At 74.8% G+C, this 25,045-nt stretch carries 20 protein-coding genes, 1 other RNA gene and 1 pseudogene; 10 read left to right on the top strand and 12 right to left on the bottom strand.

The genetic code is table 11. The annotated features are described in order from the left end of the window. Nucleotides 1–164 precede the first annotated feature (164 nt). Nucleotides 165–1,202 carry an excalibur calcium-binding domain-containing protein gene (locus tag ACGFZF_RS02565; RefSeq protein ID WP_393550679.1) on the top strand — a complete coding sequence of 346 codons (1,038 nt, stop codon included), beginning with the start codon at nucleotides 165–167 and terminating at the stop codon, nucleotides 1,200–1,202. A gap of 66 nt (nucleotides 1,203–1,268) precedes the next feature. Here ACGFZF_RS02565 and rnpB read toward each other — a convergent pair. Beyond that, an RNA gene (rnpB, locus tag ACGFZF_RS02570) (RNase P RNA component class A) lies at nucleotides 1,269–1,673 on the bottom strand. A gap of 141 nt (nucleotides 1,674–1,814) precedes the next feature. Here rnpB and ACGFZF_RS02575 point away from each other — a divergent pair. Together ACGFZF_RS02575 and ACGFZF_RS02580 are read left to right on the top strand one after the other, a co-directional pair. Beyond that, entirely contained in the window at nucleotides 1,815–2,579 is a 765-nt protein-coding gene (locus tag ACGFZF_RS02575; RefSeq protein WP_393550680.1) for a MerR family transcriptional regulator, read from the top strand. Then, complete coding sequence (locus tag ACGFZF_RS02580) at nucleotides 2,576–3,577, top strand: hypothetical protein (RefSeq protein WP_393550681.1); 1,002 nt, start codon at nucleotides 2,576–2,578, stop codon at nucleotides 3,575–3,577. Before ACGFZF_RS02575 ends, ACGFZF_RS02580 begins: the two co-directional genes overlap by 4 nt. On the opposite strand, the gene ACGFZF_RS02585 is transcribed toward ACGFZF_RS02580, so the two are convergent. Next, complete coding sequence (locus ACGFZF_RS02585) at nucleotides 3,522–4,964, bottom strand: RNB domain-containing ribonuclease (RefSeq protein ID WP_393550682.1); 1,443 nt, start codon at nucleotides 4,962–4,964, stop codon at nucleotides 3,522–3,524. The genes ACGFZF_RS02580 and ACGFZF_RS02585 overlap by 56 nt on opposite strands. A gap of 170 nt (nucleotides 4,965–5,134) precedes the next feature. Between ACGFZF_RS02585 and yaaA the strand changes: the two genes are divergently transcribed. Both yaaA and eda read left to right on the top strand, forming a co-directional pair. Continuing rightward, nucleotides 5,135–5,899 (top strand): peroxide stress protein YaaA, encoded by a 765-nt coding sequence (gene yaaA, locus ACGFZF_RS02590; protein WP_356774146.1) that lies wholly within the window; start codon nucleotides 5,135–5,137, stop codon nucleotides 5,897–5,899. Between the two features lie 126 nt (nucleotides 5,900–6,025). Beyond that, nucleotides 6,026–6,667 (top strand): bifunctional 4-hydroxy-2-oxoglutarate aldolase/2-dehydro-3-deoxy-phosphogluconate aldolase, encoded by a 642-nt coding sequence (gene eda, locus ACGFZF_RS02595; RefSeq protein WP_393550683.1) that lies wholly within the window; start codon nucleotides 6,026–6,028, stop codon nucleotides 6,665–6,667. Nucleotides 6,668–6,753: 86 nt separating this feature from the next. Here the strand turns inward: eda and ACGFZF_RS02600 are convergent. The 4 genes and pseudogenes from ACGFZF_RS02600 to ACGFZF_RS02615 form a co-directional block, all read right to left on the bottom strand. Beyond that, nucleotides 6,754–7,509 (bottom strand): annotated as a pseudogene (locus ACGFZF_RS02600) (GNAT family N-acetyltransferase); the annotation flags it as partial. Nucleotides 7,510–7,583: 74 nt separating this feature from the next. Next, nucleotides 7,584–9,059, bottom strand: a complete 1,476-nt coding sequence (locus ACGFZF_RS02605) for a bifunctional RNase H/acid phosphatase (RefSeq protein WP_393550684.1) — start codon at nucleotides 9,057–9,059, stop codon at nucleotides 7,584–7,586. Further along, a complete protein-coding gene (locus ACGFZF_RS02610; RefSeq protein ID WP_393551007.1) occupies nucleotides 9,059–9,802 on the bottom strand; it encodes a zinc ribbon domain-containing protein in 744 nt (247 codons plus the stop codon). Before ACGFZF_RS02610 ends, ACGFZF_RS02605 begins: the two co-directional genes overlap by 1 nt. Beyond that, a complete protein-coding gene (locus ACGFZF_RS02615) occupies nucleotides 9,799–10,635 on the bottom strand; it encodes a Nif3-like dinuclear metal center hexameric protein (RefSeq protein ID WP_393550685.1) in 837 nt (278 codons plus the stop codon). The genes ACGFZF_RS02610 and ACGFZF_RS02615 overlap by 4 nt, the downstream gene beginning before the upstream one ends. An 861-nt stretch (nucleotides 10,636–11,496) precedes the next feature. Between ACGFZF_RS02615 and ACGFZF_RS02620 the strand changes: the two genes are divergently transcribed. After that, nucleotides 11,497–12,600, top strand: coding sequence for a hypothetical protein (locus ACGFZF_RS02620; protein WP_393550686.1), 1,104 nt, complete (start codon nucleotides 11,497–11,499; stop codon nucleotides 12,598–12,600). Between the two features lie 572 nt (nucleotides 12,601–13,172). Here the strand turns inward: ACGFZF_RS02620 and ACGFZF_RS02625 are convergent. The 3 genes from ACGFZF_RS02625 to ACGFZF_RS02635 are packed head-to-tail and all read right to left on the bottom strand — an operon-like array spanning nucleotide 13,173 to nucleotide 16,087. Next, a complete protein-coding gene (locus ACGFZF_RS02625) occupies nucleotides 13,173–14,117 on the bottom strand; it encodes a 3-oxoacyl-ACP reductase (RefSeq protein WP_393550687.1) in 945 nt (314 codons plus the stop codon). A 14-nt stretch (nucleotides 14,118–14,131) separates the two neighbouring features. Beyond that, nucleotides 14,132–15,208, bottom strand: coding sequence for a Zn-dependent alcohol dehydrogenase (locus ACGFZF_RS02630; protein ID WP_393550688.1), 1,077 nt, complete (start codon nucleotides 15,206–15,208; stop codon nucleotides 14,132–14,134). A gap of 24 nt (nucleotides 15,209–15,232) precedes the next feature. Then, nucleotides 15,233–16,087, bottom strand: coding sequence for a MaoC/PaaZ C-terminal domain-containing protein (locus ACGFZF_RS02635; RefSeq protein WP_393550689.1), 855 nt, complete (start codon nucleotides 16,085–16,087; stop codon nucleotides 15,233–15,235). 439 nt (nucleotides 16,088–16,526) lie between these two features. On the opposite strand from ACGFZF_RS02635, the gene ACGFZF_RS02640 reads away from it, so the two are divergent. Next, nucleotides 16,527–17,672, top strand: coding sequence for a sensor histidine kinase (locus ACGFZF_RS02640; RefSeq protein WP_393550690.1), 1,146 nt, complete (start codon nucleotides 16,527–16,529; stop codon nucleotides 17,670–17,672). Beyond that, nucleotides 17,669–18,274, top strand: coding sequence for a response regulator (locus ACGFZF_RS02645; RefSeq protein ID WP_393550691.1), 606 nt, complete (start codon nucleotides 17,669–17,671; stop codon nucleotides 18,272–18,274). The genes ACGFZF_RS02640 and ACGFZF_RS02645 overlap by 4 nt, the downstream gene beginning before the upstream one ends. 10 nt (nucleotides 18,275–18,284) lie before the next feature. Here the strand turns inward: ACGFZF_RS02645 and ACGFZF_RS02650 are convergent, their stop codons facing one another. The 3 genes from ACGFZF_RS02650 to ACGFZF_RS02660 all read right to left on the bottom strand — a co-directional run bounded on the left by ACGFZF_RS02650 (nucleotide 18,285) and on the right by ACGFZF_RS02660 (nucleotide 23,306). Then, complete coding sequence (locus ACGFZF_RS02650) at nucleotides 18,285–19,763, bottom strand: MFS transporter (protein ID WP_393550692.1); 1,479 nt, start codon at nucleotides 19,761–19,763, stop codon at nucleotides 18,285–18,287. Between the two features lie 108 nt (nucleotides 19,764–19,871). After that, complete coding sequence (locus tag ACGFZF_RS02655; RefSeq protein ID WP_393550693.1) at nucleotides 19,872–21,065, bottom strand: lipid-transfer protein; 1,194 nt, start codon at nucleotides 21,063–21,065, stop codon at nucleotides 19,872–19,874. 12 nt (nucleotides 21,066–21,077) lie between these two features. Then, the gene (locus ACGFZF_RS02660) at nucleotides 21,078–23,306 is read right to left on the bottom strand and encodes an acyl-CoA dehydrogenase (protein WP_393550694.1); all 2,229 of its coding nucleotides are present in this window, start codon (nucleotides 23,304–23,306) and stop codon (nucleotides 21,078–21,080) included. A 256-nt stretch (nucleotides 23,307–23,562) separates the two neighbouring features. Here ACGFZF_RS02660 and ACGFZF_RS02665 point away from each other — a divergent pair, with 256 nt between their 5' ends. Together ACGFZF_RS02665 and ACGFZF_RS02670 are read left to right on the top strand one after the other, a co-directional pair. Then, the gene (locus ACGFZF_RS02665) at nucleotides 23,563–23,970 is read left to right on the top strand and encodes a DUF4259 domain-containing protein (protein ID WP_393550695.1); all 408 of its coding nucleotides are present in this window, start codon (nucleotides 23,563–23,565) and stop codon (nucleotides 23,968–23,970) included. Between the two features lie 196 nt (nucleotides 23,971–24,166). Next, a complete protein-coding gene (locus ACGFZF_RS02670; RefSeq protein ID WP_393550696.1) occupies nucleotides 24,167–24,793 on the top strand; it encodes a class I SAM-dependent methyltransferase in 627 nt (208 codons plus the stop codon). Nucleotides 24,794–25,045 lie beyond the last annotated feature (252 nt).

Genomic DNA, 25,045 nt, shown 5'->3' on the forward strand with positions numbered 1-25,045 from the left:
CGCACATCGGGCCCCGGGAGCGGCCGCCGCGGGCCGCGCACGGCACGGCACCCTCGGGCACCTCCCGGCCCGGACTTCCCGTACTCCCCGTGGGCGAACCGCAACTCTTAGTAGGATCCGGGCACTTGACCGCCGCCGCGAGCGGCCCTGCCGCGAGGAGCCCCGTGTACCCGCCCCCACCGCCGCAGTCGCCGTACCCGCCCCCCGCCGCGCCCGCCCGGGCGTGGTGGCGGCACCCGGCACTGGCCGTCGCGACGCTGGTCGTCCTGCCGCCCGTCGGCATCGCGCTGACCTGGCTGGGCCGGTGGAGCCGCAACCGGAAGACCGTCGCCACCGTCCTGTCGGGCCTGTGGTTCCTCGTGCTGCTGTTCGCCGACCCGCCGCCCGCGGACCCCGCGGCCGACGCCGAGCCGCGGGCCACCGCGTCGGCGGGTGCCGCGACGGGCAGCCCGACCGCCCGGCCGACGCCCACCGGCCCGCCGACCTTCGTGGGCAGGAGCCTCGAGGAGGCGAAGTCGGGCGCTCGGACCGCCGGGTACGACTCCGTCTCGCACGACGCCTCGGACCAGGACGCGGCCCAGTGGGACGCCGACGGATGGAAGGTGTGCTTCCAGACACCGGCCGACGAACAGCCGGGCGGGCGGCCCGTGCTGGACTTCGGTGTCGTCCGGATCGACGCCCTGTGCCCGGCGAAGGACGGCGACAAGGTGCCGTGGCCGAAGATGCCGGCCGTCACCGGCAAGACCTTCGACGAGGCCTCGCAGGTGCTCGCACGGACCGGCTTCAGGGCGAGCGAGCCGCGAAGCGCGTACACCGACGTCACACTGCCCGAGGACGTGGCCGCGTGGAAGGTCTGCTTCCAGGACCCGCGCCCGGGCGAGGAGGTCCAGACCCCGCAGTACCAGACGGCCTATCTCTCCCTGACCGCCCCGGCGACCGCGTGCCCCCCGAACCCGAACACCGCGCTGCGTCCGGGCACGGGCGGGACGACCGCGGGGAACGACGACGCGGACGGCTCCACGCGCGACGGCGGGACGACGGGCGGCGGAACGACGGGCGGCGGAACGACCGGCGGCGGGGGCGTGTACTACGCGAACTGCGCGGCCGCCCGAGCGGCGCATGCCGCGCCGATCCGCAGCGGCGATCCCGGCTACCGCGCCGCCCTCGACCGGGACGGGGACGGCGTCGCCTGCGACCGCTGAAGGCCGTCCAGGACGGAAAGAGCCCCCGACCGGTGTCGCGGTCGGGGGCTCCCCGGTTCCGGAAGGCAGACGAGCCGGGCTGTACGCCGGGTTCTGTCCCCCGGGACCTCGCGGTCGTCGGGGTGACGGCCATCCATCTAGGGCCGGCGTTGCCGCCGGCCTCGTGCGGTCTACCCGCGGACTCGGGCGGGCAGCCCTCGAACGTCCGCGCAGGGCCGCCTGTCACCAGGTGGCCCCTCTTGACCTTGCTCCGGGTGGGGTTTACCTAGCCGCCTGAGTCACCTCAGGCGCTGGTGGTCTCTTACACCACCGTTTCACCCTTACCGGGGACCGAGGTCCCCGGCGGTCTGTTTTCTGTGGCACTGTCCCGCGGGTCACCCCGGGTGGCCGTTAGCCACCACCCTGCCCTGTGGAGCCCGGACGTTCCTCGGGAGGATCCGAGGATCCCCACGCGGCCGCCCGCCCGGCTCGTCTGCCGTGGCGCCCATGCTACCCGCCCGGACGGCGGAGGCCGGACGCCTCCGCCTCCCGTGCGGGGCCGGCACCCCCACGGGCGAGCACCGGTCGCGGCCCGCTTGACCTTGTCGCAGCGTCAGGGTTTGTACTGGGCTCATGCGAATCGGCGAGATCGCCGCGCTCGTCGGGGTCACCCCGCGGGCCGTGCGGCACTACCACCGGCTCGGGCTGCTGCCCGAGCCCGTACGACGGGCCAACGGGTACCGGGAGTACGACATCCGGGACGCCGTCCTGCTCGCCCGGATCCGCCGGCTGGCCGAACTGGGACTCGGGCTCGACGAGGTCGGGGACGTGCTCGCCGACGACGCCGGACGCGAGCTGGTGGAGGTGCTGGAGGAGCTCGACGCCGATCTCGGGCGGCAGGAGGCGGTGATCCGGGAACGGCGGGCGCGGCTCGCCGGGCTGCTCGACGACGCCCGGGAGGGGCGGCTGAACGCCGAGGGGCCGTTCTCGGCGGAACTCACCGGACTGTTCGCGGGCATCGGCGAGCTCCCCACGTCCGCCACGGCCGCCATGGACCGGGAGATGCTGGGGCTGCTCGACACCGTGACCCCCGACGAGGAGCGGGCCCGGCTGATCGGGGCGATGCGGGAGATGGCGGAGGCGCCGGGCGCGCGGGAACGCCTGCACGACGTGTACGCGCGGCTCGACGCGCTCGCCGGGGCGGACCCCGGGGATCCCCGGGTGGCGGCGGCCGGGCAGGCGCTCGCGGCCTGCCTGCCGGACGCGGTCGTGGCGCAGCTCGGCGACGAGGGCCTGCCCGAGGGGCGGGTCACCGACGCCTTCTTCGGCGTCTTCTGCGCCGCGCAGACCGCCGCCGTCCGCCATGCGCTGCGACTGGTCCGGGAGCGTGCGGCGTGAGCCCCGCGCCGTACGGGCGGCGCGGCACGGTCCGCGGGAAGAGCGCCGCGCCACGACGGCGGGGCCCGGGCGTCCGCCTGCTGCGGGGGGCGGGGTACGCCGTCCTGCCGGCGGAACTCGTCCTCGCGGTCTGCCTCGTCGCGGGGGTGCGGATACCCGAGCCGGCCGTCCTGGCCGCGGAGACCGCCACCCTGCTCCTGCTCGCCGTCGGTGCCTGGGTCTTCGTCCGGCTGCGCCGGCGCGGGGTGGCGGGCCGGGACGCGCTCGCCGAACTCGTGCCCGAGCCGGTGCTCCGGCTGGCCGGTCACGAACTGCGGCTGCTGGCGAGCCTCGGCCTGTGGGTCGCGCGCCGCCGCGTCGGCGTCCGCGCGGGCGAGACGCCCTTCCCGCACGCCCGCGACCAGGCGGCCCTCATGTACGGCTTCGCGTTCGTGTGCCTCGTCGAGACGGTCGGCATGTCGTACCTGCTCGCCGGCCTGCCGGTCGTCCACGCCGTCGTCCTCGTCCTCGACGTCTACACCGTGCTGTTCGTGCTCGGGCTGCACGCCGCGTCCGTGACCCGGCCGCACGTCCTCGGCCCCGACGGCCTGCGGCTGCGCCAGGCCGCACACGTGGACCTCCTCGTCCCGCTGGAGCGGATCGCCTCCGTCCGGCACGAGCTGCTGTTCTCGCACGAGAAGGCCGAGGGCGAACTCGACCTCGCCGTCGGCTCGCAGACCTCCCTCACCGTCGAACTGACGGAGCCGGTCGACGCGCCCCGGCTCCTCGGCAGGCCCCGTCCCGTGCGGATCGTGCGCTGCCACGCGGACGACGCCCGCGCGCTGGCCCGGGCCCTCGCCGGCGCGCTCGCCGAGGCACGGGACGCCCCGACGGCTCCGGACGAGGACGCTCCGACGCCCGCGGAGAAGGCCGCCGACCGGGTTCCGGCCGGGCGGGCCGGGACTACGCCGGCGCGAACCGCACCTTCGCCGCTCCCGGGTCCGCCTGCGTCAGCCTGACCCTCAGCCACTCCCCCAGCGGGAGCCGGGAGTCGCCGCCCTCGACCCGGGCCACCACCGCAGGATCCTCCAGATGCACGGTCCCGACGGCCGGCTCGCGGTCCTTCACGTCGATGACGTACGCGTCGAAGATCTCGCCGACCCGCTCCCGCAGCAGGGCGGCCTCGACGATGTCGACCGACTCGCGCTCGACGGTGTTGGCGAGCCGCGAGCCGGCCGCCATCTCGTCGGGAAGCACCGGCAGGGCGGCCCGCACCCACTCCGGCGGCTCCTCCCCCGCCACGGCCGCCACACACAGCTCGCCCGCGTACCGGTCGACCAGCCGGCGCAACGGGGCGGTGCAGTGGGTGTACTCGTCGGCCACCGCCGCGTGGACCGCGGGCGTGGGCACGTTGCCGTCGGTGAACACGGTGTAGCCGGCCCCCCGCAGCAGGCTGGTGCAGTCCTGCAGGAAGGCGGCGTGGCGGGGGTCGGAGGGGTCGGCGGAGCGGACGACGTCCGCGTACGAGACGTGATGCGGCCAGTCGACCCCGAGGGCCTGGGCGGAGAGGCGCAGCCGGGCGACGGCGCCGTCGGGGGCGGTGGGGAGCGTGCGCAGGATCCCGGTGCCCGCCGCCGTCATGAGGTCGGCCGCGGCCATGCCGGTCAGCAGGGAGATCTGCGCGTTCCAGCCGTCGGCGGGGAGCGGCGCCCGGTAGGCGAGGGAGTAGGTGTGGTCCTGCTCGACGACCTCCTGCTCGGGGACGTTGAGGGAGATCCCGCCGCGCTCGGATTCGAGGGCCTCGCGGAGCCGGCCGACGTCCCGCAGGAGGGCCAGCGGCTCCTCGGCCGTGCCGTCGTCGATACGGCGCTGGGCGCCCGCGTAGTCGAGCTTGGCGCGGCTGCGCACGAGGGCGCGGCGCAGGTCGGTGGCGACGCGGCGGCCCTCGGCGTCGAGGTCGATCCGCCACAGCAGCGCGGGCCGGGGTTCGCCGGGCAGGAGGCTGGCCGCGCCTTCGGAGAGCACCGGCGGGTGCAGGGGCACCTTGCCGTCGGGGAAGTAGAGGGTGAGGCGCCTGCGGTGGGCCTCGGCGTCGAGGGCGGAGCCGGGCGCGACGAAGGCGGCGACGTCGGCGATGGCGTAGTGGACGCGGTAGCCGCCGTCGGCGCGCCGGGCCAGGTGCATGGCCTGGTCGAGGTCGGTGGAGGTGGGCGGGTCGATCGTGAAGAAGGGGATGTCCGTCGCGTCGTGCCCGGGGAGCCGGGGGGCCTTGGCCGCGGCGTCCGCCTCGGCGAGGACGGCGGGCGGGAAGGCGTCGGGGATCGCGAGCTCGGTACGCAGTGCGCGCAGGGCGGCCCGCAGCGGAGCCTCGGCTGCGCCGGTCACGTGGAGGTGGCGGCGGGGCATGGACCGAGCGTATGGCCGTGCCGGGGCCCCGGCACGTCGGCGTCCGGGCGAGGCCGGGGCCCTGAGGCAGGAGGAGCGGTGGCGGACGCGGGACCGGCGGGTGCCGCCGGCTTTGTAGGCTGAACAGCCGGGGCCGCACCCCCACCCCGTACGTACGAAGGAGAACCGCCGTGCTCGTGCTGTTGCCGCCCTCCGAAGGAAAGGCCGCCTCGGGCCGTGGCGCACCGCTGAAGCCGGAGTCGCTGTCCCTGCCGGGCCTGGCCGGGGCGCGGGCGGCGGTCCTGGACGAGCTGGTGGAGCTGTGCGCCGCCGACGAGGAGAAGGCGCGCGAGGTGCTCGGTCTGAGCGAGGGGCTGCGTGGCGAGATCGCCAAGAACACCGAACTGCGCACGGCGGGGGCCCGGCCGGCCGGGGAGATCTACACGGGCGTGCTGTACGACGCGCTGGGCCTGGCCACCCTCGACGCGGCGGCGCGCAGGCGCGCCCGGCAGTCGCTGCTCGTGTTCTCCGGGCTGTGGGGAGCGGTCCGGGTGGACGACCGGATCCCGTCGTACCGCTGCTCGATGGGCGTGAAGCTGCCGGGTCTGGGGGCGCTCGGCGCGCACTGGCGCGGTGCGATGGCCACCGTGATGCCCGAGGCCGCGGGCGACGGGCTCGTCCTCGACCTGCGCTCGTCGGCGTACGCCTCGGCCTGGAAGCCGAAGGGCGAGTCGGCGGAGCGGACCGCGACGGTGCGGGTGCTGCACGCGCCGACCCGGAAGGTGGTCAGCCACTTCAACAAGGCGACGAAGGGCCGGATCGTCCGGAGCCTGCTGGAGGCCGGGGCGCGGCCGAAGCGGCGACAGGAGCTGGTCGAGATCCTGCGGGACCTGGGATACGTGGTCGAGGAGGGCCGGGCCGGGGCCCTGGACGTGCTGGTGGACGAGATCCACTAGGCCTAGGCCCGTTACGGGCAATCGGCGGGACACCCCCTGAAGAGGTCCCGCCGGACCACCACAGGCGGCATTGCACCATACGCAACGAGCGTTGCGTATCACGCTTCCCCTCGGCACGATGGGCCCATGGAGAGCGTGCTCGACCTTGCCCCCGAAGCCCCCGTCGTCCCGGTCGTCGTGATCGAGGACGCTGCCGACGCCGTCCCGCTGGCCCGTGCCCTGGTGGCCGGCGGGCTGCCGCTGATCGAGGTGACGCTGCGGACGCCGGCCGCGCTGGACGCCGTCCGCGCGATCGCCGCCGAGGTCCCCCGGGCCGTCGTCGGCGCCGGCACCGTCGTCTCCCCGGCCGGCGTCGCGGACGCGGTCGGCGCGGGGGCACGGTTCCTCGTCAGCCCCGGCTGGACGGAGGGCCTGCTGGTCGCGATGCGCGAGTCGGGCGTCCCGTTCCTGCCGGGCGTCTCGACGACCTCGGAGGTCGTGGCCCTGCTGGAACAGGGCGTCCGGGACATGAAGTTCTTCCCGGCGGAGGCCGCCGGCGGCGTCCGTTACCTCTCGTCCCTGGCCGGACCGCTCCCGCAGGCCCGCTTCTGCCCGACCGGCGGCATCTCGCTCGCGTCCGCGCCGTCCTATCTCGCCCTGCCGAACGTCGCCTGCGTCGGCGGCACCTGGATGCTGCCGCCCGACGCGCTCGCGTCCCGCGACTGGGCGCGGGTGGAGTCGCTGGCCCGCGAGGCCGCGGGGCTGCGGACGACCCGGGGGCTTGCCTGAGCGCTGTCCGGGCGATCCTGCCGGGCCGCCTGCGGCCGTTCGCGGGCGTCGATCGCGAGCGCCGCGTGGTCGCTCAGCGGGCGGTAACCCAGCCGCTGGTACAGGGCGTTGCTCGTCGGGTCGGCCAGGTCGGTGAAGAGCAGGACCTGTTCGGCGCCCGCGTCCAGGGCGGCGCGGCCGACCGCACAGGTGACGGCCCCCGCGAAGCCCCGTCCGCGTTCCTCCGGCGGGGTACGGACGAGGGACACCCGCGCCTGGCCGGCGAGGGTCGGCGAGACGCTCGCCATCGACCGGGGGACGCCGTGCGCCTCCCAGAAGTACAGGCGGCCATCGGTGACACGGGTGGTGATGTTCGCGGTGGGGTCGGTGTCGGCCGTGTCGCCGATGTCGCGGGCGAACTGCCGGGCCCACGCCACGGCGAGGGGGATCTCCGCCGCGGTCGCCCGCCGTGCCCGGCCCGGTGGCGCCGGTTCCGGCGGGGTGAGCGCGGCGAGCCGGAAGAGCCGCATCCGGCGGGTGGTGGTCCAGGGGCGGCCGAGGGCGCGGGCGAATGCCTCGCAGGCGGCCGCCTCGCCCCGTACGCCGGTCACCGCACCGGCGCCGGGCAGGGTGCGGGCCAGGGCGCGGGCGACCGCCGCGGTCATGACGCCGAGGACCGGCACACCGGGCGGGGAGACCACGCAGGTGCCGGTGACGCGGCCGTCCGGTCCGGTCCGCCAGCCGAGGAGCTCCGCTCCGTCGACGAGGGTGAGCACGGCGGTGTGCCGGGCCGGATCGGCCGCGAGCGGGGCGGCCGCGGCACGGCGGAACACCTCGGCCTGCTCGGTGAAGTGCCAGGTCATGGCCCGACGGTGCGACGAGGCGGCGGGGCGGGCCACGTCTTTTCCCGGTGCCCGCCCCGCCGCCCCGTGGCAGGTCACCTCAGGTGCGCGGTGTCGTTGAGGAGCCGTACGGACGCGTTGCCGTCCGCGTAGTAGGCCACCGCCGACAGGGAGGCCGCCGACAGCTCCATCCGGAACAGCGACTCCGGCGGGGCGCCGAGCGCCAGCCGGATCAGGGTCTTGATCGGCGTCACGTGCGTGACCAGCAGGACCGTACGGCCGGCGTGGGCCGCCGTCAGCCGGTCGCGGGTCGCCGCGACGCGGCGGGCGACGGTCGCGAAGCTCTCGCCCCCACCCGTCGGCTCGGCCTTCGGCGAGGCGAGCCAGGCGTCGAGGTCCTCGGCGTGGCGCTCGCGGACCTCGGCGAAGGTCAGCCCCTCCCACGCCCCGAAGTCGGTCTCGCGGAGCCCTTCCTCGACCCGTACGGACAGGCCCAGACGTGCGGCGACGGTCTCGGCGGTCTGGCGGCAGCGCGTGAGCGGCGAGCTGACGATCTCCTGGATCGTGCCCCGGGCGGCGAGCGCGGCGGCGACGGCTTCGGCCTGCCGCAGTCCGGCGGCCGACAGCTCGGGGTCGGTGCCCCCGCTTCCGGAGAACCGCTTCTCCGGGGTGAGGGCGGTCTCCCCGTGGCGCAGCAGGACGAAGGTGGCCGGGGCGCCCATGTCGGGTCCGGTCCAGCCCTGTGCGGGGGGCGCCTCGGCGGCGGGGGCGTGCGGACGGCCCCGCCCGCCGTGGCCCGCGTGTCCCTCGGCGGCCGCCTCGGCCTCGAAGTCCCCGCTCGCCTCGGTGAGGCCGGACGCGGACCGTGCCGCCGCGGCGGACTCCCGTTCGGCGGTGCCGGCCGCGGCCAGCGACGCGCGGGCCTGGGCCGCGACGGCCTCGTCCGCGGGGAAGAGCGCGTCGTCGGACGGCCCGGAGCCGCCCGTTCCCGTGCTCCTGCCGGCGCCCGTGCCCGTCAGGGCCGCGCGGGCCCGTGCCGCGCCGGCCGTGGCGTCGCCGGGGGGACCCGACGGGGGCGGTGCGGCGGCCGCGCGGGCCGCGGCCGCGTCGCGGGCGGCGAAGGACCCCGAGGAGTCCGCCGGCTGCCACTGCCGGCCCTGCTTGCCCGCGTCCATCGCCTCGTTCGCGAGACGGTCGGCGTGCTTGTTCCGCTCGCGCGGGATCCACTCGTAGCGGACCTGGCCCGCCGGGTAGACCCGGCCGGCCTCCGCGGCGAGCGGCTTCATGTCGGGGTGCTTGATCTTCCAGCGGCCGGACATCTGCTCGACGACCAGCTTGGAGTCCATCCGGACGTGGACGGCGGCGTCGGGGAAGAGCTCGCGCGCCGCCTTCAGCCCGGCGATCAGGCCCTTGTACTCGGCGACGTTGTTGGTGGCGACGCCGATGTACTCGGCGGCCTCCGCGAGGGTCTCCCCGGTCGCCGGGTCCAGGACCACCGCGCCGTAGCCGGCGGGCCCCGGGTTGCCCCGGGAGCCGCCGTCGGCCTCGACGATCAGTTCCCTGGCCGTCATTACAGGCCGGACTCCGACGTGCGGACGAGGATCCGGCGGCAGTTCTCGCAGCGGAGAACCGTGTCCGCGGCGGCGGCCCGGACCTCGTTCACCTCGGTGATGTTCAGCTCGATGTGGCAGCCCTCGCACTTGCGCTGGTACAGCCGGGCGGCGCCGACGCCACCCTGCTGCTCACGCAGCTTCTCGTAGAGCTTGAGCAGGTCGGCCGGGACGGAGCCGGCGACCAGCTCGCGCTCCTTGCCGACGGAGGCGGCGTCGCGGTCCAGCTCGGCCTGCGCGGCGTCGCGACGGGAGGTCGCGTCGTCGGTCTTGGCCTGGACGGCGGAGGCGCGCTCGGTCAGCTCGGCCACCCGCTCCTGCGCGGACTCGCGGCGCTCCATGACCTCCAGGACGATGTCCTCGAGGTCGCCCTGGCGCTTGGCCAGGGAGGTGATCTCCCGCTGGAGGTTCTCCAGGTCCTTCGGGGAGGAGACGGCGCCGGAGTCGAGGCGCTGCTGGTCCCGCACGGCGCGCTGGCGGACCTGGTCGACGTCCTGCTCGGCCTTGGTCTGCTCGCGGGCGCAGTCGCTCTCCTCCGTCTGCGCGGCGACGAGCAGGTCGCGCAGCTGGGTGAGGTCCTTGGTCAGCGACTCGATCTCGGCGTGCTCGGGCAGGGACTTGCGCTTGTGGGCGAGCTGCTGGAGACGTACGTCCAGGGACTGGACGTCGAGGAGTCGGATCTGGTCGGCGGGCGCGGCGTTCAGTTGGGGGCTCCAGGGGAGGTGTGGTGGGAGGACCAGGGGTCGGTGACCGTCTTCGAGACGTGGACGCGGAGGTCCCAGCCGTGACGGTCGGAGATCTCGTCGAGCTGGGCGGCGGCCTGCTCGCACCAGGGCCACTCGGTGGCCCAGTGGGCGGCGTCGACCAGGCCCGGGCCGGGCCGGCCGGAGTGGGCGGCGTGCTGGGTGGCCTCGGAGACCGGGTGGTGGCGCAGGTCGGCGGTGAGGAACGCGTCCACGCCGGCGGCCCGCACCGCGTCGAAGAGGCTGTCGCCGGAGCCGCCGCTGACGGCGACCCGGCGGACGGTCATGTCGGGGTCGCCCGCGACGCGGATGCCCTGCGCGGTGGCGGGGAGCCGCTTCGCGGCGCGGGCCGCGAACTGGGCCAGCGTCTCGGGCTGGTCCAGTTCGCAGATCCGGCCGAGGTTGTTCTCGGGGACCAGGGGGCCGGTGATCCGCAGGTCGAGGGCGCCGGCGAGGGCGTCGGAGACCCCGGGTTCGGCGGTGTCGGCGTTGGTGTGGGCGACGTGCAGGGCGATGTCGTGCTTGATCAGCGTGTGCACGACGCGTCCCTTGAAGTGGGAGGCCGCGACCGTCGTCGTCCCGCGCAGGTAGAGCGGGTGGTGGGTGACGATCAGGTCGGCGCCGAGCGCGACCGCCTCGTCGGCGATCTCCTGGACGGGGTCGACGGCGAACAGGACGCGGGTGACGGAGGCGTCGGGCTCGCCGCACACCGTGCCGACGGCGTCCCACTGCTCGGCCCGCTCGGGCGGCCAGAGGGCGTCGAGTTCGGCGATGACTTCAGACAGACGGGGCACGGAGGAAAGGCTACCTGCCCTGCGTACCCCGTCCTCCTGCCCCGTGGGCGGCGAGGGCGCCACCGGTCCCGCCGCGTCCTGCCGGGGCGGGCCGCCGCGAGGCCCGGGGGTGCCGTGGAGGGGCGCGGACTCTCCGGACCCACCGGTCGGCGAGGTCGCCGCGCAGGTCGTCCAGGACGCGTCGGCCGCCGTCACGCCGAGCCCGAGGCCGGTTCTCCCTCCAGGTGCCCGACGGAATCGGGGTGGCCCGCGTCCTCTTCGGAGATACGTGGGGATGCCATCGTCTCCGTCGGCAGGGACGTGGCCGGAGGGCTTCACGCCGAACGGGACGACGTCGTCGAGCCCGCCGTCGTCGAGGACGACGACCCGCCTCGGGGCGGACTCGATCTTCGTCGCGCCGAGGGTGCTTGGGACGGTGCGGGGGAACCGGCCGGGCGGGGCGTCCGCGCCCACGGCCGCGGTCCTGGCGGCGGCGTCGCCGGTGTCCGAGCCGCCGGCGGCGCGGACTTCCCACCCCCGCCGTCCCTCTCACCTGCGCAGGCGTCCGGACCCCGTCGCCGCCTCCGCAGGCCGCGAGACCGGGCGCGGCGGCGTTGCCGCGGCGGCGCGGGAGGGGGAGGGACTCCCGCACGAGGACGGGTGCGGCGGCCCGCGACCGGTGCGGGAGAGGCGCCCGCACCCGGAGTCGCCGACTCCATGGAGGGTCGCCTTACCTCACGCACCCCTTATCTCTCCAGCACAACCCGCCCTTCCCCCTCAGCAAAATCGGTTCAGCGCCATCCCAATGTGTGAAAAGCCGGAGCTCGTGTTGTTCGGCTGGAAGTGCGAAAACTAGCTTCGGTGGCCGGAGGTGACGAGTCGATGACAGCCTGTGCCATCGAGACCGCGGCGGAGGACAACGGCGCGGTACGGCCGACAGAGATCATCATCACGGCGAACGGGGCGTACGCGGCACGGCTCGCGGGCGCCGGGGACGCCCTGTACGTGGAGCGGTGGACGCTCGACGGCCCGGAGCCGTACGCCGTCCCGCTGCCGCTGGACCAGCCCGAGGACCCCGCGACCCGGCTGCTGCCGCTGGCGGACGGACGGGTGCTCGCCGCGCGCCGGGTGGACGGGAACCGCCACACGTTCTCGCTGCTGTACCCGACCGGGCCGGGGACGGGCGAACTGGCCCTGGGCGCGGTGGAGGCCGAGGAACTGACCCTGCTGCCGCCCTCGCCGGACGGCATCTGCGCCTACGCCCTGTGCGCCGGCCCGGACACGACGACGCTGTGGCTGGTGGCCGGCGGGGCGTTCGGACCGGAGCAGGTCGCCGAGATCAAGGGCCGCTGCTCGGGCGGGGTGTGGCTGGACCGCACGGGGCGGATACTGGCCCTGGACCGCCGCGTGGACGACGGGCCGGTGAAGGCGGTGGCGGTCGACCTCGAACGGGGCGGCGAGGTGACACCGCTCCTCCAGATCACCGAGGAGAGCGACGACCGGCTGCTGATGGCCGACCCGGACAGCGGACTGCTGCTGCTCCGCTCCGACGCGCCGTCCCCGGGGCACGACCGGCTCGGCTGGGGCGTGCTCGGCAGCCTGCTGCCGGTCCGGTTCCCGGACTGCCTGCGCCTCGACGACGCCGCGGTCACCCCGTTCGCGGTGCAGCCGGGCCAGGTGCTGCTGCCGGAGAGCTGCGGGGTCGCGCTGCGGATCGACGCGGCGACCGGCAGCTGGGTCGGGATGTGGCGGCCGTCGGGGCGCCGGATGCACCAGGCGGCGGCGCCCGCGGGATGGCTCGCCGGGGCGGGACTGTGGACGCCCGAGGGCGTCCTCCGGCTGCCGTACACGACGGCGGAAGCACCCTGCGGCCTCACCGACCTGGAGGTGCCGTGCGAACCGGAACCGGCCGCGCTCGAACCCCGGGTCTGCCGGCCCGTGCCCCTGCAGCAGGCACCCCTCACGGATGCCAAAGCCGCTGGTTAGACTCACGGGTCGCACAGCAACAGAGATCACTACGGGGTGAGTTCCAGCATGTCGCAAGCAAGCACGGACGGGTCGGAGCCGAACGGGTCCGGCAAGCACCGCGGACCTTCGGCGCCGGCGGAGGACACCACGTCCTCCCCGCACGGCCGCCACCGTCGCGAACCGGAAGCGCACTGAGCGAACGGGCCCCGGGGGACTCCCCCGGGGCCCGTTCTCGTCTCCGCCGCGACCGGTGTCCGCGACACCGCCGCCGCACCCGTCCCGGTCCCGCCGGCGCTACCGACGCCGGGAGCCCGCCTGGACCGGCGAGCCCGGCAAGATCGGCAAGACGCCCCCTAGGGCGTGTTGCGAAAGTAGCGCCGTCCGCCCGAAGGGCGGGCCCGGCGGCGTCTGGTGCGTGCGATCGCAAGGCGGAGGGTCGCCCTCGTACCGGGCGTACTCGGGCGATCCCGACAACGCGGCGTGGGGGCCCCTCCCGTGCCCGAAGGGCTACGGGGGAGTGCGTGCCAGGCGTCGCCAGGCGGGGGCACCTCCCGGGCGAAGCCCAGGGGGAGGGACTTTCGCAACGCGCCCTAGCCCTTCTTGAGGCCCAGTACCTCCGCCGCCGCGAAGGTCTCCCCCGCCGGCCGCCCCGCGTAGTGCGCGGACAGCAGCCCGTCCAGCTCCTCGTAGGTGAAGACGTCCTTCGCCGTGTCGAACTTCGCCGCCACCCTCGGCCGGTCGACGATCGCCACCATCCCGCCGTGGACGACCAGCAGCTGACCGTTCACCGCCGCCGCCGCGGGCGACGCCAGATACCCCACGAGCGGCGCCACGTGCTCCGGCGACAGGGGATCCAGCTCCCCCTCGGCGGTCGGTTCCGCGAAGCCCGCGAAGACGTCCTCCGTCATCCGCGTCCGGGCCCGCGGGCAGATCGCGTTCGCCGTCACCCCGTACTTCGCGAGCGCCAGGGCCGTCGAGGTCGTCAGACCCACGATCCCGCCCTTGGCCGCCGCGTAGTTCGGCTGGCCCGCCGAGCCGGCCAGGAACGCCTCCGACGACGTGTTGACGATCCGGCCGTAGACGCCGGACTCCCCGGCCTTCGCCCGTCCGCGCCAGTGCGCCGCCGCGAAGTGCGTGGTGTTGAAGTGCCCCTTCAGATGCACCCGGACGACCGAGTCCCACTCGTCCTCGCTCATCGAGAAGACCATCCGGTCCCGCAGGATCCCCGCGTTGTTGACCAGGACGTCCAGCTTCCCGAAGGTCTCCACCGCCAGGTCGACCAGCTCCCGGGCGGTCCCGAAGTCGGCCACGTCGCCCAGGTGCGCGACCGCACGGCCGCCGGCCGCGCGGATCTCCTCGGCGACCCCTTCGGCCGGCGCCGCCGAGGCCGCGCCGGAGCCGTCGCGCCCCGGCCGGCCGTAGTCGTTCACGACGACCGCCGCGCCCAGCCGCGCCAGCTCCAGCGCCTCGGCCCGGCCGAGGCCCCGGCCCGCGCCGGTGACGATCGCGCTCAACCCCTCCAGAGGGAGTGCCATCTCGCGGTGTCCTCTCAGATCTCGATGCAGGTGCGCAGCGCCACGCCCGTGCGCATCTGCTCCAGCGCCTCGTTGATCCCCGACAGCGGGACCCGGTGGGTGATCAGCGACTCCAGGTCGATGCGGCCCGCGCGCCACAGCGCGATGGCCCGCTCGTACGAACGCAGCACGTCGCCGCCGCCGTACATGGACGGCAGGATCCGCTTCTCGTCGAAGAACAGCTCGAACATGCTGAGCTGGAGGTGGTCGTCGAGCGCGCCCGCGCCGACCACGCACAGGGTGCCGCCGCGCCGGGTCGTCTCGTAGGCGGTCCGGGCGGTGGCGGACTTCCCGACGACCTCGAAGACGTAGTCGAAGCCCTCGCCCGCCGTGATCCGCTGCTTGGCGTCGCCGAGGGCGTCGGGTGCCACCGCTTCCGTCGCCCCGAACCGCAGGGCGGCCTCGCGCCGGGACCCGACCGGGTCGACGGCGACGATCTGGGCGGCCCCCTGGAGCTTTGCGCCCTGGATGGCGGAGATGCCGACGCCTCCGCAGCCGATGACGGCGACCGACGAACCGGCCTCCACCTTGGCCGTGTTGATCGCCGCGCCGAGTCCGGTCGTCACGCCGCAACCGATCAGCGCCGCGATGTCGAAGGGCACGTCGTCGGGGATCGGGACGGCGCAGCCCGCGTCGACGACGACCTCCTCGGCGAAGGTGCCGGTGCCGGCGAATCCGAAGAGGTCCCCACCGGGTCGCTTGAAGTTGGGCGTGCCCGCGTTCATGAAGCCGGCCAGGCACAGCTGCGTCTGGCCGCGCTTGCAGGCCGGACAGATCCCGCAGGCGGGCAGCCAGCACAGCAGCACCCGCTGCCCCTCGCTCAGCCCGGTGACGCCGTCGCCGAGGTCGACGATCTCACCCGCGCCCTCGTGGCCGGGGACGAAAGGCGCGGGCTGCGGCAGCACACCGCTCATGGCGGAGACGTCGGAGTGGCACAGTCCGGTCGCCCGGACGCGGATCCTCACCTTGCCGGGGCCGAAGCCCACGGCCTCGACGTCGTCGAGCACTTCGAGTTTGTCCTGGCCGATCTCGTGCAGTACGGCTGCGCGCATGGTGCGGCTCCCTCCGGGATGGATCTACGAGTGTTCGACGAGGGTGTCGGCGAGGACCGGGGCGTCGTCGCGCTCCACGGCCGTCACCGTCACCTGGACGCGGCCGCCCCCGGCCCACATCCGGATGCGCAGGGTCTCGCCCGGGAAGACGACCCCGGCGAAGCGCGTGCGGTACGAGCGGACCCGGGCGACGTCGCCGCCGAGCACGGTGTCCACCACCGCCTTGAGGGTCATGCCGTACGAGCAGAGGCCGTGCAGGATCGGCCGGTCGAAGCCGGCCAGCTTGGCGAACTCGGGGTCGGCGTGCAGCGGGTTCCAGTCACCGGAGAGCCGGTAGAGCAGCGCCTGGTCCTCGCGGACGGGCCGCTCGACGGTCCTGTCCGGCTCGCGGGCGGGCGTCTCGAGACGCTCGGAGGGGCCGCGGTCGCCACCCCAGCCGCCCTCGCCCCGGACGAAGATCTGGGCGTCGCTGGTCCACAGCGGGCCGTCGTCGTCGGCGGTCTCGGAGCGCAGCACGAGGACGGCGGCCTTGCCCTTGTCGTGGACGGCGGCGACGCGGGAGGTGGTGACGGCCCGGCCCGCGACGGGGATCGGGCGGTGCAGGGTGATGCTCTGGCCGCCGTGCAGGACCGCGGCCAGGTTCACGTCGATACCGGGGGCGGAGAGGCCGCCGACGACGCCCATGCCGGCGCCGGCGACCGTGGCGAAGCTGGGCAGCACGTGGAGCCGGGACTCGAGGGTGTAGCGGAGCTCGTCGGGGTCCGTGGCGGGCGTGCCGGCGCCGAGACCGAGGTGGTAGAGCTGGACGTCCTTGTGGTCCCAGCCGATCTCGGCACTGCGGGGCTCGGCGGCGACGGCCTTGGCGGCATCAATGGGCATCGGGATGCTGCTCCTTGGAGATCCGTGGGGATCCGTGATGAGGGAAGGACCTCGGTGCGACCGTCCGCACCGTCGGCCGCACCGAGGCCGTGCGGGACCGCCCCGTACGCGCCGTTCTAGAACGCGTTCTAGGTCGGTGATCCTCATGTATAGCCGAGCCGTCAGGAGTTGTGAACCCTCCTGACGGCATGTCAGATGTCGTGTCGGGCAAGGGACCCGGGACATTTGTCACCGCCGGGTCCGTACATTCACGCCTGCCGCCGCACCCGCCCCGCTCCGTAGCGTCGTGGACATGAAGAACGAGCGGCCGGGCCATGACGGAAGGCAGCCGCCCCGGCGCACCCACCGTCACCGTGATCGCCTGCTGGGCGCTGGTGTTCGGCGGGTACGCCGTGGTCTCGTACCGTCGTGCCGGCCTGACGGCCTGAGGGGAGCGGTCATGAGAGGCACGAGGAAACGACGCGCACGCATGGCGGAGGAGACGAGGCCGCCGAACGGCTTCGCCCTGCTGCCCTGGCTGCTGATGGGCATGGGCGCGGTCTCCAACCTCCTCCACGGCGAGACACCCAATCCCTGGATCGGCGGGATCGGCGTCCTGCTCTTCAACTCCCTCTACATCTCGGTCGTCTTCCGCGCCTTCCACCGGCGCGGCCGGGAGGCGCCGGCCACCTGGTGGCTGCTCGGCACCATGACGGCGGTCACCCTCTTCCTGGCCCTCGCGTACGGCGGCCCCTGGCTGCTCTACTTCCCGCTGCTCGGCCTCGCCGCCGGCTCGGTCCTGCGCGGCCGGAGACTGGCCCAGGTGGTCCTCCCCCTGTGCGTCGTGGCCGGCGCCGTCGCCGGCTACCGGGACGGCTGGGGCGCGATCGACGTCGCGTACGGCACCTTCATCTCGGCCATGGTCACGTCCGCGGTCCTCACCCTCTCCGAGACCGTGAAGGAACTCCGCCGCACCAAGGAGGAGTTGGCGCGCGCCGCGGTGGAGAAGGAACGGCTGCGGTTCTCCCGCGACCTGCACGACCTGCTCGGCCACACCCTGTCCGTCATCGTGGTGAAGTCGGAGGCCGCCCGGCGGCTCGCCCCGCGCGACATCGACGCGGCGCTGGCCCAGGTGTCCGACATCGAGTTCGTGGGCCGCCAGGCCCTGACCGAGATCCGCGAGGCCGTCACCGGCTACCGGGAGGGCAGTCTCGCCACCGAACTCGACCGGGCCCGCGACGCCCTGTCCTCGGCCGGGATCGAGCCGGTCGTCCGGCAGTCGGGCCCGCCGCTGGCACCCCAGACGGAGGCCCTGCTCAGCTGGGTCGTCCGGGAGTCGGCCACGAACGCCGTTCGGCACAGCCGCGCGACCCGCTGCGAGATCGACGTCGGCGGCACCACCGAGCGGGTCCGGCTGACGGTCACGGACGACGGCCGCGGCGCCGACGGGAGCGCCACGGGCAGCGGACTCACGGGCCTGCGCGAGCGCGTCGCCTCCGCAGGCGGCACCCTGGAGTCGGGACCCGCGCCGCGCGGCGGGTTCCGGGTCACCGCGGAACTGCCCGTGGCGGCCCTGGTGTCGACGGAGCTGGAGCCGACCGAATGATCAGAGTTCTCCTCGCCGAGGACCAGGGCATGATGCGGGGCGCCCTGGCGCTGCTGCTCGGCATGGAACCCGACATCGAGGTCGTGGCCCAGGTCGGCCGCGGCGACGAGATCGTGGACGCGGCCCTGGCCGGCCGCCCCGAGGTGGCCCTGCTGGACATCGAACTCCCGGGCCGCTCGGGCCTGGACGCCGCGGCCGACCTGCGCGACCAGGCCCCCGACTGCCGGGTCCTGATCCTCACCACCTTCGGCCGGCCCGGCTACCTGCGCCGGGCGATGGAGGCCGGCGCGGCGGGCTTCCTGGTCAAGGACGGCCCGGTGGAGGAGCTCGCGGAGGCGATCCGCCGGGTCCTGCGCGGCGAGACGGTCATCGACCCGGCCCTCGCCGCGGCCGCCCTCGGCGCGGGCCCGAACCCGCTGACCGCCCGCGAACGGGACGCGCTCGGCGCGTCCGTCGACGGGGCGACCATCGCCGACATCGCGGCCACGCTCCACCTCTCGGAGTCGACGGTCCGCAACTACCTCTCCTCGGCGATCGGCAAGACGGGCACCCGCAACCGCATGGAGGCGGTACGGGCCGCACGGCAGCAGGGCTGGCTGTAGCACCGGTGGCTCACAGGCGGCCGGGAGTCCCCGGCGCTCGGACCGCGGGCCCGGGAGACACCGCGCGCCGCCGCTTCGGCAACCACAGCAGCATCAGCAGCGCACCCGCCAGCAGCACCCCCGCCGCCGTGCGGAAGGCCAGGGCGTAGCCCTCCGTCAGGGCCTGCGGGTCGGCGGCACCGTCCGTCCGGGACGCGGCGACGGTGGAGAGCACCGCCAGACCCAGCGCGCCGCCCATCGTGCGGGAGGTGTTGACCAGCCCCGAGACCAGCCCCGCCTCGCCGGGCGGCGCGCTCGACGTGGCGAGGGTGGCGAGCGGCGTGGTCAGCAGCCCCATACCCGCCATCATCAGGATGCCGGGACCCAGGATGGTCCCCAGGAACGTGCCGTCGGCGGTCATCGTGGACTGCCAGGCGAAGCCCGCCGCGGCCACGACCGCACCGATGACCGCGAGGGCCCGGGCGCCGGTGGCCGGCATCAGACGGGGCGCCAGCTTCGATCCGAGGATGACGCTGACCGAGCTCGGCACCAGCGCGAGCCCGGCCTCCAGCGGCGTGTAGCCGAGAACGTTCTGCGCGTACACCGTCATGAAGAACCACATCGAGAACGACGTCGAACCGCACAGCAGGATCGCCACGTTGGCCGCCGAGACCGCCCGCGAACGGAACAGCCGCAGGGGCATCAGCGGCGCCGCCGTACGCGCCTCCACCACGACGAAGACGGCCAGCAGCACCGAACCGCCGAGCAGCGGCACCAGCGTCGAACGGGAGCCCCAGCCCCCCTCCTCCGTCTGCACGATGCCGTAGGCGACGGCCGCCAGGCCGCCGGTGACCAGCACCGCGCCCGGCAGGTCGAGCCGCCGGCCCGCCGCGGTCCGGCTCTCACGCAGCCACAGCGCGGCGCCGGCGAGGACGAGCACCCCGACCGGGACGTTGATCAGCAGGACCCAGCGCCACGACAGCAGGTCCACCAGGACACCGCCGACGAAGCCACCCGCCGCGCCACCGGCCGCGCCGACCGCCGTCCAGGTCCCGATGGCACGGGTCCGGGCGGCGCCCGCGGGGACGGCGGCCGTCACGATGGTGAGCGTCGCGGGCGCCAGGACCGCGGCCCCCAGCCCCTGCACGGCCCGGCCCGCGACGAGCTGCCAGCCCTCCTGCGCCAGGCCGCCGGCCACGGACGCCGCGGTGAAGAGCCCGAGGCCCAGCAGGAACATCCGCTTCCGGCCGAACAGGTCGGCCGCGCGCCCGCCCAGCAGCATGAAGCCGGCGAAGGCGATCGAGTACGCGCTGAGCACCCACTGCAACCCGGTGGCCGACAGGCCGAGATCGGCCCGCATCGACGGCAGCGCGACGTTCACCACGGACACGTCGAGGACGACGAGGAACTGCCCCGCACAGGCGGCGAGCACCACCAGCCAGGCGCGCGGTGCGGGGCGTGCGTGGGCGGACTGTTCCGCGGCTGACTCGGTGTGGACCATGCCGGTCATGGTCGCAGAGCCTCCGTGGCCCGTACATCAGAAAATCGATGTACGGGCCCGGGACCACGGACGTAGGCCCTGCCCGCCCGCCCCCCCTGGGCCCCTTGAGGACACGCCCTAGGAGCGGCGCAGCAGGGTCACCACGGCCGCGCCGCCGAGGCCGATGTTGTGCGCCAGCCCCACCCGCGCCCCGGCCACCTGCCGGGCACCCGCCTCACCCCGCAGCTGCCAGACCAGCTCGGCGGCCTGCGCCAGCCCGGTGGCGCCCAGCGGATGCCCCTTGGAGATCAGCCCGCCCGACGGGTTCACCACCCACCGCCCGCCGTACGTCGTCGCGCCGGACTCCACGAGCTTCCCCGACGCCCCCTCCTCGCACATCCCGAGGGCCTCGTACGTCAGCAGCTCGTTGACGGAGAAGCAGTCGTGGAGCTCGACGACGTCGACGTCCTCGATGCCGAGGCCCGACCGCTCGTACACCTGCCGGGCCGCGGCCCGGGACATCGGCAGGCCGACCGCGTCGATGCACGACCCGGAGGCGAAGGACTCCTCGGTGTCGGTCGTCATCGACTGGGCCACGATCTCCACCGCCTTGTCGTGCAGGCCGTGCTCCACGACGAACCGCTCCGACACGACGACCGCGGCCGCCGAGCCGTCCGACGTCGGTGAGCACTGCAGCCTGGTCAGCGGCCGGTGGACGGTCTTGGCGGCGAGGACCTCCTCGACCGAGTACACGTCCCGGAACTGGGCGTAGGGGTTGTTCGCCGAATGCCGGTGGTTCTTGGCGCCGACCGCCGCCAACTGGACCTCCGTCGTCCCGTACCGCTCCATGTGCTCACGGGCCGCGTTGCCGAAGATCTGCGCGGTCGGCGGGGACATCTCGAAGCCGTGGCCGGCGGCCATGATCCCGTAGTGGCGGGCGACCGGCGAGGCACTGAAGTCGCCGGCGCCCGATCCGCCGCCGAGCGCTCCGCGGGTCATCTTCTCGAAGCCGAGCGCGAGGACGCAGTCGGCGACCCCGCCCTCGACGAACTGGCGGGCCATCATCAGCGCCGTCGACGCCGTCGCGCAGTTGTTGTTGACGTTGTAGACGGGCACGCCGGTCAGCCCGAGCTCGTACGCGGCGCGCTGCCCGGCCGTGGACGCCTGGAAGCAGTAGCCCACCGGCACCTGCTCCACCCGCGCGTAGTCCACGCCCGCGTCGGCGAGCGCCGCCGCCCCCGCCTCCCTCGCCATGTCCCAGTACTGCCAGTCGCGCGTCTCCGGCTTCTCGAACTTCGTCATCCCGACGCCGACGATGTACGCCTTCCCCATCTTCCGATCCCCTCAGTCCCGCGGCAGGCCGAGCAGCCGCTCGGCGACGACATTGAGCTGTACCTGTGTGGTGCCGCCCGCGATCGTCAGACAGCGGGACATCAGCAGCCCGTGCACGGCCCGCTCCCCCGCCCCCTCGCGCACGGCGCCCTCCGGCCCGAGCAGTTCGAGCGTGAGCTCGGCGACCTTCTGCTGGTGGAGGGTCTGGACGAGCTTGCGGACGCTGGCTCCGGCGCCCGGTTCCAGGCCCGACACCTGGAGCATCGTGGTGCGCAGCCCGATGCAGGCGAGCGCGTGCGCCTCGGCCGCGAGCGCGCCGATCCGTACGCGTACGGAGTCGCCGGCGCCGTCCGCCCGCTCGATCAGCGCTTCGAGGCCGGAGTCGAAGGCGACCTGGTCGGCCATGTGGACCCGTTCGTTGCCGAGGGTGTTGCGCGCGACGCGCCAGCCGTCGTCCACGGCGCCCACGACGGCGTCGGCGGGCAGCAGCGCGTCGTCGAAGTAGACCTCGTTGAAGAGGGAGTCCCCGGTGATCTCCTTGAGCGGCCGGATGTCGATCCCCGGCGTGTTCCTCATGTCGACGAGGAAGTACGTGAGCCCCCGGTGCTTGGGCGCGTCGGGGTCGGTGCGGGCGAGCAGGATGCCGTGGTCGGCCCACTGCGCCGCGCTCGTCCACACCTTCTGCCCGTTGATCCGCCAGCGGCCGTCCTCGGTCCGTTCGGCCCGGGTGCGCAGAGCGGCCAGGTCCGAGCCGGCGTCCGGCTCGGAGAACAGCTGACACCACAGCCGGTCGCCGCTCAGGGTGGGGCCGAGGTGGCGGGCCTGCTGCTCGGGGGTTCCGTAGGCGAGCAGGGAGGGGACGACCCAGGTGGCGATGCCGAGCCCGGCGAGGGTGACCCCCGCCGCGTCCAGTTCCCGTTGCACGGCGAGTTGCCGCAGCGGTCCGGCGTCGAGTCCGTACGGCGCCGGCAGGTGCGGGGCGGCGTAGCCGGTGGGGGCGAGGGCGCGGCGCGCGGCGCGCGGGTCGAGGCCGACGGCGACGGCGAGCGCCTCACGGGCGTCGGCGCGGAAGTCGTCCGCTTCCGGAGGCAGTTCGAGGCGCAGCTCGCGACGGACGCCGTCGGCGGCGAGACGGACGGCCCGGGAGCGGTGGCCGTCACCGCCGCCCAGGAGCTGCCGGGCGACGAGGGCACGGCGCAGCTGGAGGTGGGCGTCGTGCTCCCAGGTGAAGCCGATCCCGCCGAGGATCTGGATGCAGTCCTTGGCACACGTGTAGGCGGCGTCGAGAGCGGTGGCCGCGGCGAGGGCGGCCGTCAGGGACCGCGGCCCCGCAGGGCCCGCACCGGCCGCGCGGGCCGCGTCCCAGGTCAGCGCGCGGGCCTGCTCGACCCGGACCAGCATGTCGGCGCAGAGGTGCTTGACCCCCTGGAACCGCCCGATGGGCTGCCCGAACTGCTCGCGCACCTTGGCGTACGCGGCGGCGGTGTCCAGTGCCCGCGCCGCCGTCCCGCAGGCGTCGGCGGCGAACAGCACGGCGGCGAGGTCCCGCACGAGGGCGGAGTCGACGGCGAGGAGCCGGTCCCCCGGGACGTGGACCCCGTCCGCGGCGACCTCCGCGGTCGGCCGGGTGGGGTCGGCGCTCTCGTGGGTCCGTACCGCGAAGTCCCGGGCGTCGGCGGCCAGCCAGACGGTGCCGCCGGCGGTGCGGGCGGCGAGGACGAGCAGGTCGGCCTGCCCGCCCCCCAGGACGGGCGGCGCGACGCCGTCCAGCCGGTACCCGTCGGCGGTGCCGACGGCCGTGAGGGTGCCGGGCCCGAGCGCCACGGCCCCGGTCCGCGCCCCGTCGGCGAGACCGGCGAGGAGACCGGCGGCTTCGCGGACGGGGGAGGGAACGGCCGCCCCGGTCGACCGGGCACCCGGGGCGGCGGCGTCGTGGGCGCGCCGGAGCACTTCCGCGGCGAGGACGGTGGGGAGGTAGGGCCCGGGCAGCAGCGCCTGCCCGGCCTCCTCCAGGACGACGGCCAGGTCGACGAGATCGCCGCCCCCGCCGCCGTGCTCCTCGGGCAGGTGGACGCCGAGGAGTCCCTGCCCGGCGGCGGCGTCCCAGTAGGCGGGCCGGCCGGTGGCGATGTCGGGGACGTCGAGGTGCTTGCGCACCTCCTCGGGAGGCACGGTGCGCGCCAGCCATCCGCGCACGGACCCGGCCAACTCCCGCTGTTCCTGCGTGATGGCGATGCCCATGCGCGGCAGACTAGAACACGTTCCAATCTGACGGAAGGTCAGATACACGCCGAATGCCGAACGTCGACCGCCGACCGCACGGCGAGGAGGACCGTGGGACGGGGGCCCGCGCCCGGGCCCGCCGCGCGCAAGGGGACCCAACCCGCGCACGGCGACTCCCGCCCACCGCCCACCGCCCGACTGTCAGTGGCAGCTGCCACGATCCCGGTACGCACGTCGAACCGGCGGCGATCGAGCGATCGGAAGTGAACACATCATGGGCACCTGGGACATCGGCCCCTTCGACAACGACACCGCCGCCGACTTCTCGGGCGACCTGGACGACACACCCCCGGCCGAGCGCGCCGCGCTCATCCGGGCCACGCTCGGCGAGGTGATCGAGACGGGCACGGACTACCTGGACAGCGACGTCGCGGTGCAGGCCGTCGCCGCGGCCGCACTCGTCGCCTCGCAGTGCCCGGGCGGCGACCCCGTCCCCACCCCGTACGGCCCGGACGAAGCACTGCCGGAACTGCCGGTGGAGCTGCGCCCGCTCGCGATCGAGGCCCTGGACCGGGTCCTCACGGAACCCTCGGAACTCCTCGAACTGTGGGACGAGACGGACGAGGCCGGGCCGTGGAAGGCGACCCTCGTCCGGCTGCGCGAGGTCCTGGCGCCGCGCTAGGACCTGTGACGCTCCACCCTCCGGGCCGGGTCGCTCAGCGACGGCGGGGAGGGCGGGCGGGGGCACGGGGCCGGGACCCGCCGGCGGGCGTCGACGCAGGTGGCGGCGGCCCCACCGCGACGGCGGGTGTGGTCCGCCCGCGGCGCGTAGGGCACCATGGGCGCTCGCACGTCTGTACCCGCCAGTAGGAGGACCGATGCCCGCTCCGGAGATTCTCTCCGCCTTCGAGGCCGCGAAGGGCTTCATGCCCGTGAAGGAAGGGCTCGCGCTGTACGAGGCCGCCGCCGAGGCGGCGAAGCTCGGGCTGCCGCTCCTCGAGGTCGGCACCTACTGCGGGCGCTCGACGATCCTGCTGGCGGACGTGGCCCGGGAGGCGGGGACGGTCGTACTGACCGTGGACCACCACCGGGGCAGCGAGGAGCAGCAGCCGGGGTGGGAGTACCACGACGAGACCGTCGTGGACCCGGAGGTCGGCCTGATGGACACCCTGCCGACGTTCCGCCGGACCCTGCACAAGGCGGGCCTGGAGGACCACGTGATCGCGGTGGTGGGGCGTTCCCCGCAGGTCGCGAAGGTATGGACCGGAGCGCTGGGCTTCGTCTTCATCGACGGCGGCCACACGGACGAGCACGCGACGGCGGACTACGAGGGCTGGGCACCGAAGGTCGCGGAGGGCGGGATCCTCGTCATCCACGACGTCTTCCCGAACCCGGAGGACGGCGGCCAGGCCCCGTACCGGATCTACTGCCGGGCGCTGGAATCGGGCGACTTCGAGGAGATCTCGGTGACGGACTCCCTGCGGGTCCTCCGCCGCAAGCCCTGAGGGGGCGGGGGGGGCGCTTGGGGGGTGGGCCTTTGGGGTCTTGGGGCCGGGCGGTCCCCGTTGGCTTCTGGTGGTTGGCCGCCCCCTCTCCGAGTGTGGCAGCCGGGTCCGTGCCCTCAAGGGCGCTCCTCGTTCCTCGTCGCGTCGCTGCGCGATGGCCTGGCGGCCACCCTTGACCGCCCGGTCCCGGCTGCCTTTTCACACTCGGAGGGCGGCCCGGGGGGATGGGCCCAGGCGGGGGGTTCGGGGTGC

The organism is Streptomyces sp. NPDC048338, assembly GCF_043201055.1.
GTDB lineage: Bacteria > Actinomycetota > Actinomycetes > Streptomycetales > Streptomycetaceae > Streptomyces.

Bases quoted from the DNA above. Each gene is read 5' to 3' on its own strand.
- ACGFZF_RS02630 (WP_393550688.1), bottom strand. From the start codon at position 15,208: ATGCGCGCAGCCGTACTGCACGAGATCGGCCAGGACAAACTCGAAGTG.
- ACGFZF_RS02585 (WP_393550682.1), bottom strand. From the start codon at position 4,964: ATGCCCCGCCGCCACCTCCACGTGACCGGCGCAGCCGAGGCTCCGCTG.
- ACGFZF_RS02670 (WP_393550696.1), top strand. From the start codon at position 24,167: ATGCCCGCTCCGGAGATTCTCTCCGCCTTCGAGGCCGCGAAGGGCTTC.
- ACGFZF_RS02620 (WP_393550686.1), top strand. From the start codon at position 11,497: ATGACAGCCTGTGCCATCGAGACCGCGGCGGAGGACAACGGCGCGGTA.
- ACGFZF_RS02645 (WP_393550691.1), top strand. From the start codon at position 17,669: ATGATCAGAGTTCTCCTCGCCGAGGACCAGGGCATGATGCGGGGCGCC.
- ACGFZF_RS02575 (WP_393550680.1), top strand. From the start codon at position 1,815: ATGCGAATCGGCGAGATCGCCGCGCTCGTCGGGGTCACCCCGCGGGCC.
- ACGFZF_RS02640 (WP_393550690.1), top strand. From the start codon at position 16,527: ATGAGAGGCACGAGGAAACGACGCGCACGCATGGCGGAGGAGACGAGG.
- ACGFZF_RS02625 (WP_393550687.1), bottom strand. From the start codon at position 14,117: ATGGCACTCCCTCTGGAGGGGTTGAGCGCGATCGTCACCGGCGCGGGC.
- ACGFZF_RS02665 (WP_393550695.1), top strand. From the start codon at position 23,563: ATGGGCACCTGGGACATCGGCCCCTTCGACAACGACACCGCCGCCGAC.
- ACGFZF_RS02605 (WP_393550684.1), bottom strand. From the start codon at position 9,059: ATGACGGCCAGGGAACTGATCGTCGAGGCCGACGGCGGCTCCCGGGGC.
- ACGFZF_RS02655 (WP_393550693.1), bottom strand. From the start codon at position 21,065: ATGGGGAAGGCGTACATCGTCGGCGTCGGGATGACGAAGTTCGAGAAG.
- eda (WP_393550683.1), top strand. From the start codon at position 6,026: ATGGAGAGCGTGCTCGACCTTGCCCCCGAAGCCCCCGTCGTCCCGGTC.
- ACGFZF_RS02650 (WP_393550692.1), bottom strand. From the start codon at position 19,763: ATGACCGGCATGGTCCACACCGAGTCAGCCGCGGAACAGTCCGCCCAC.
- ACGFZF_RS02660 (WP_393550694.1), bottom strand. From the start codon at position 23,306: ATGGGCATCGCCATCACGCAGGAACAGCGGGAGTTGGCCGGGTCCGTG.
- ACGFZF_RS02635 (WP_393550689.1), bottom strand. From the start codon at position 16,087: ATGCCCATTGATGCCGCCAAGGCCGTCGCCGCCGAGCCCCGCAGTGCC.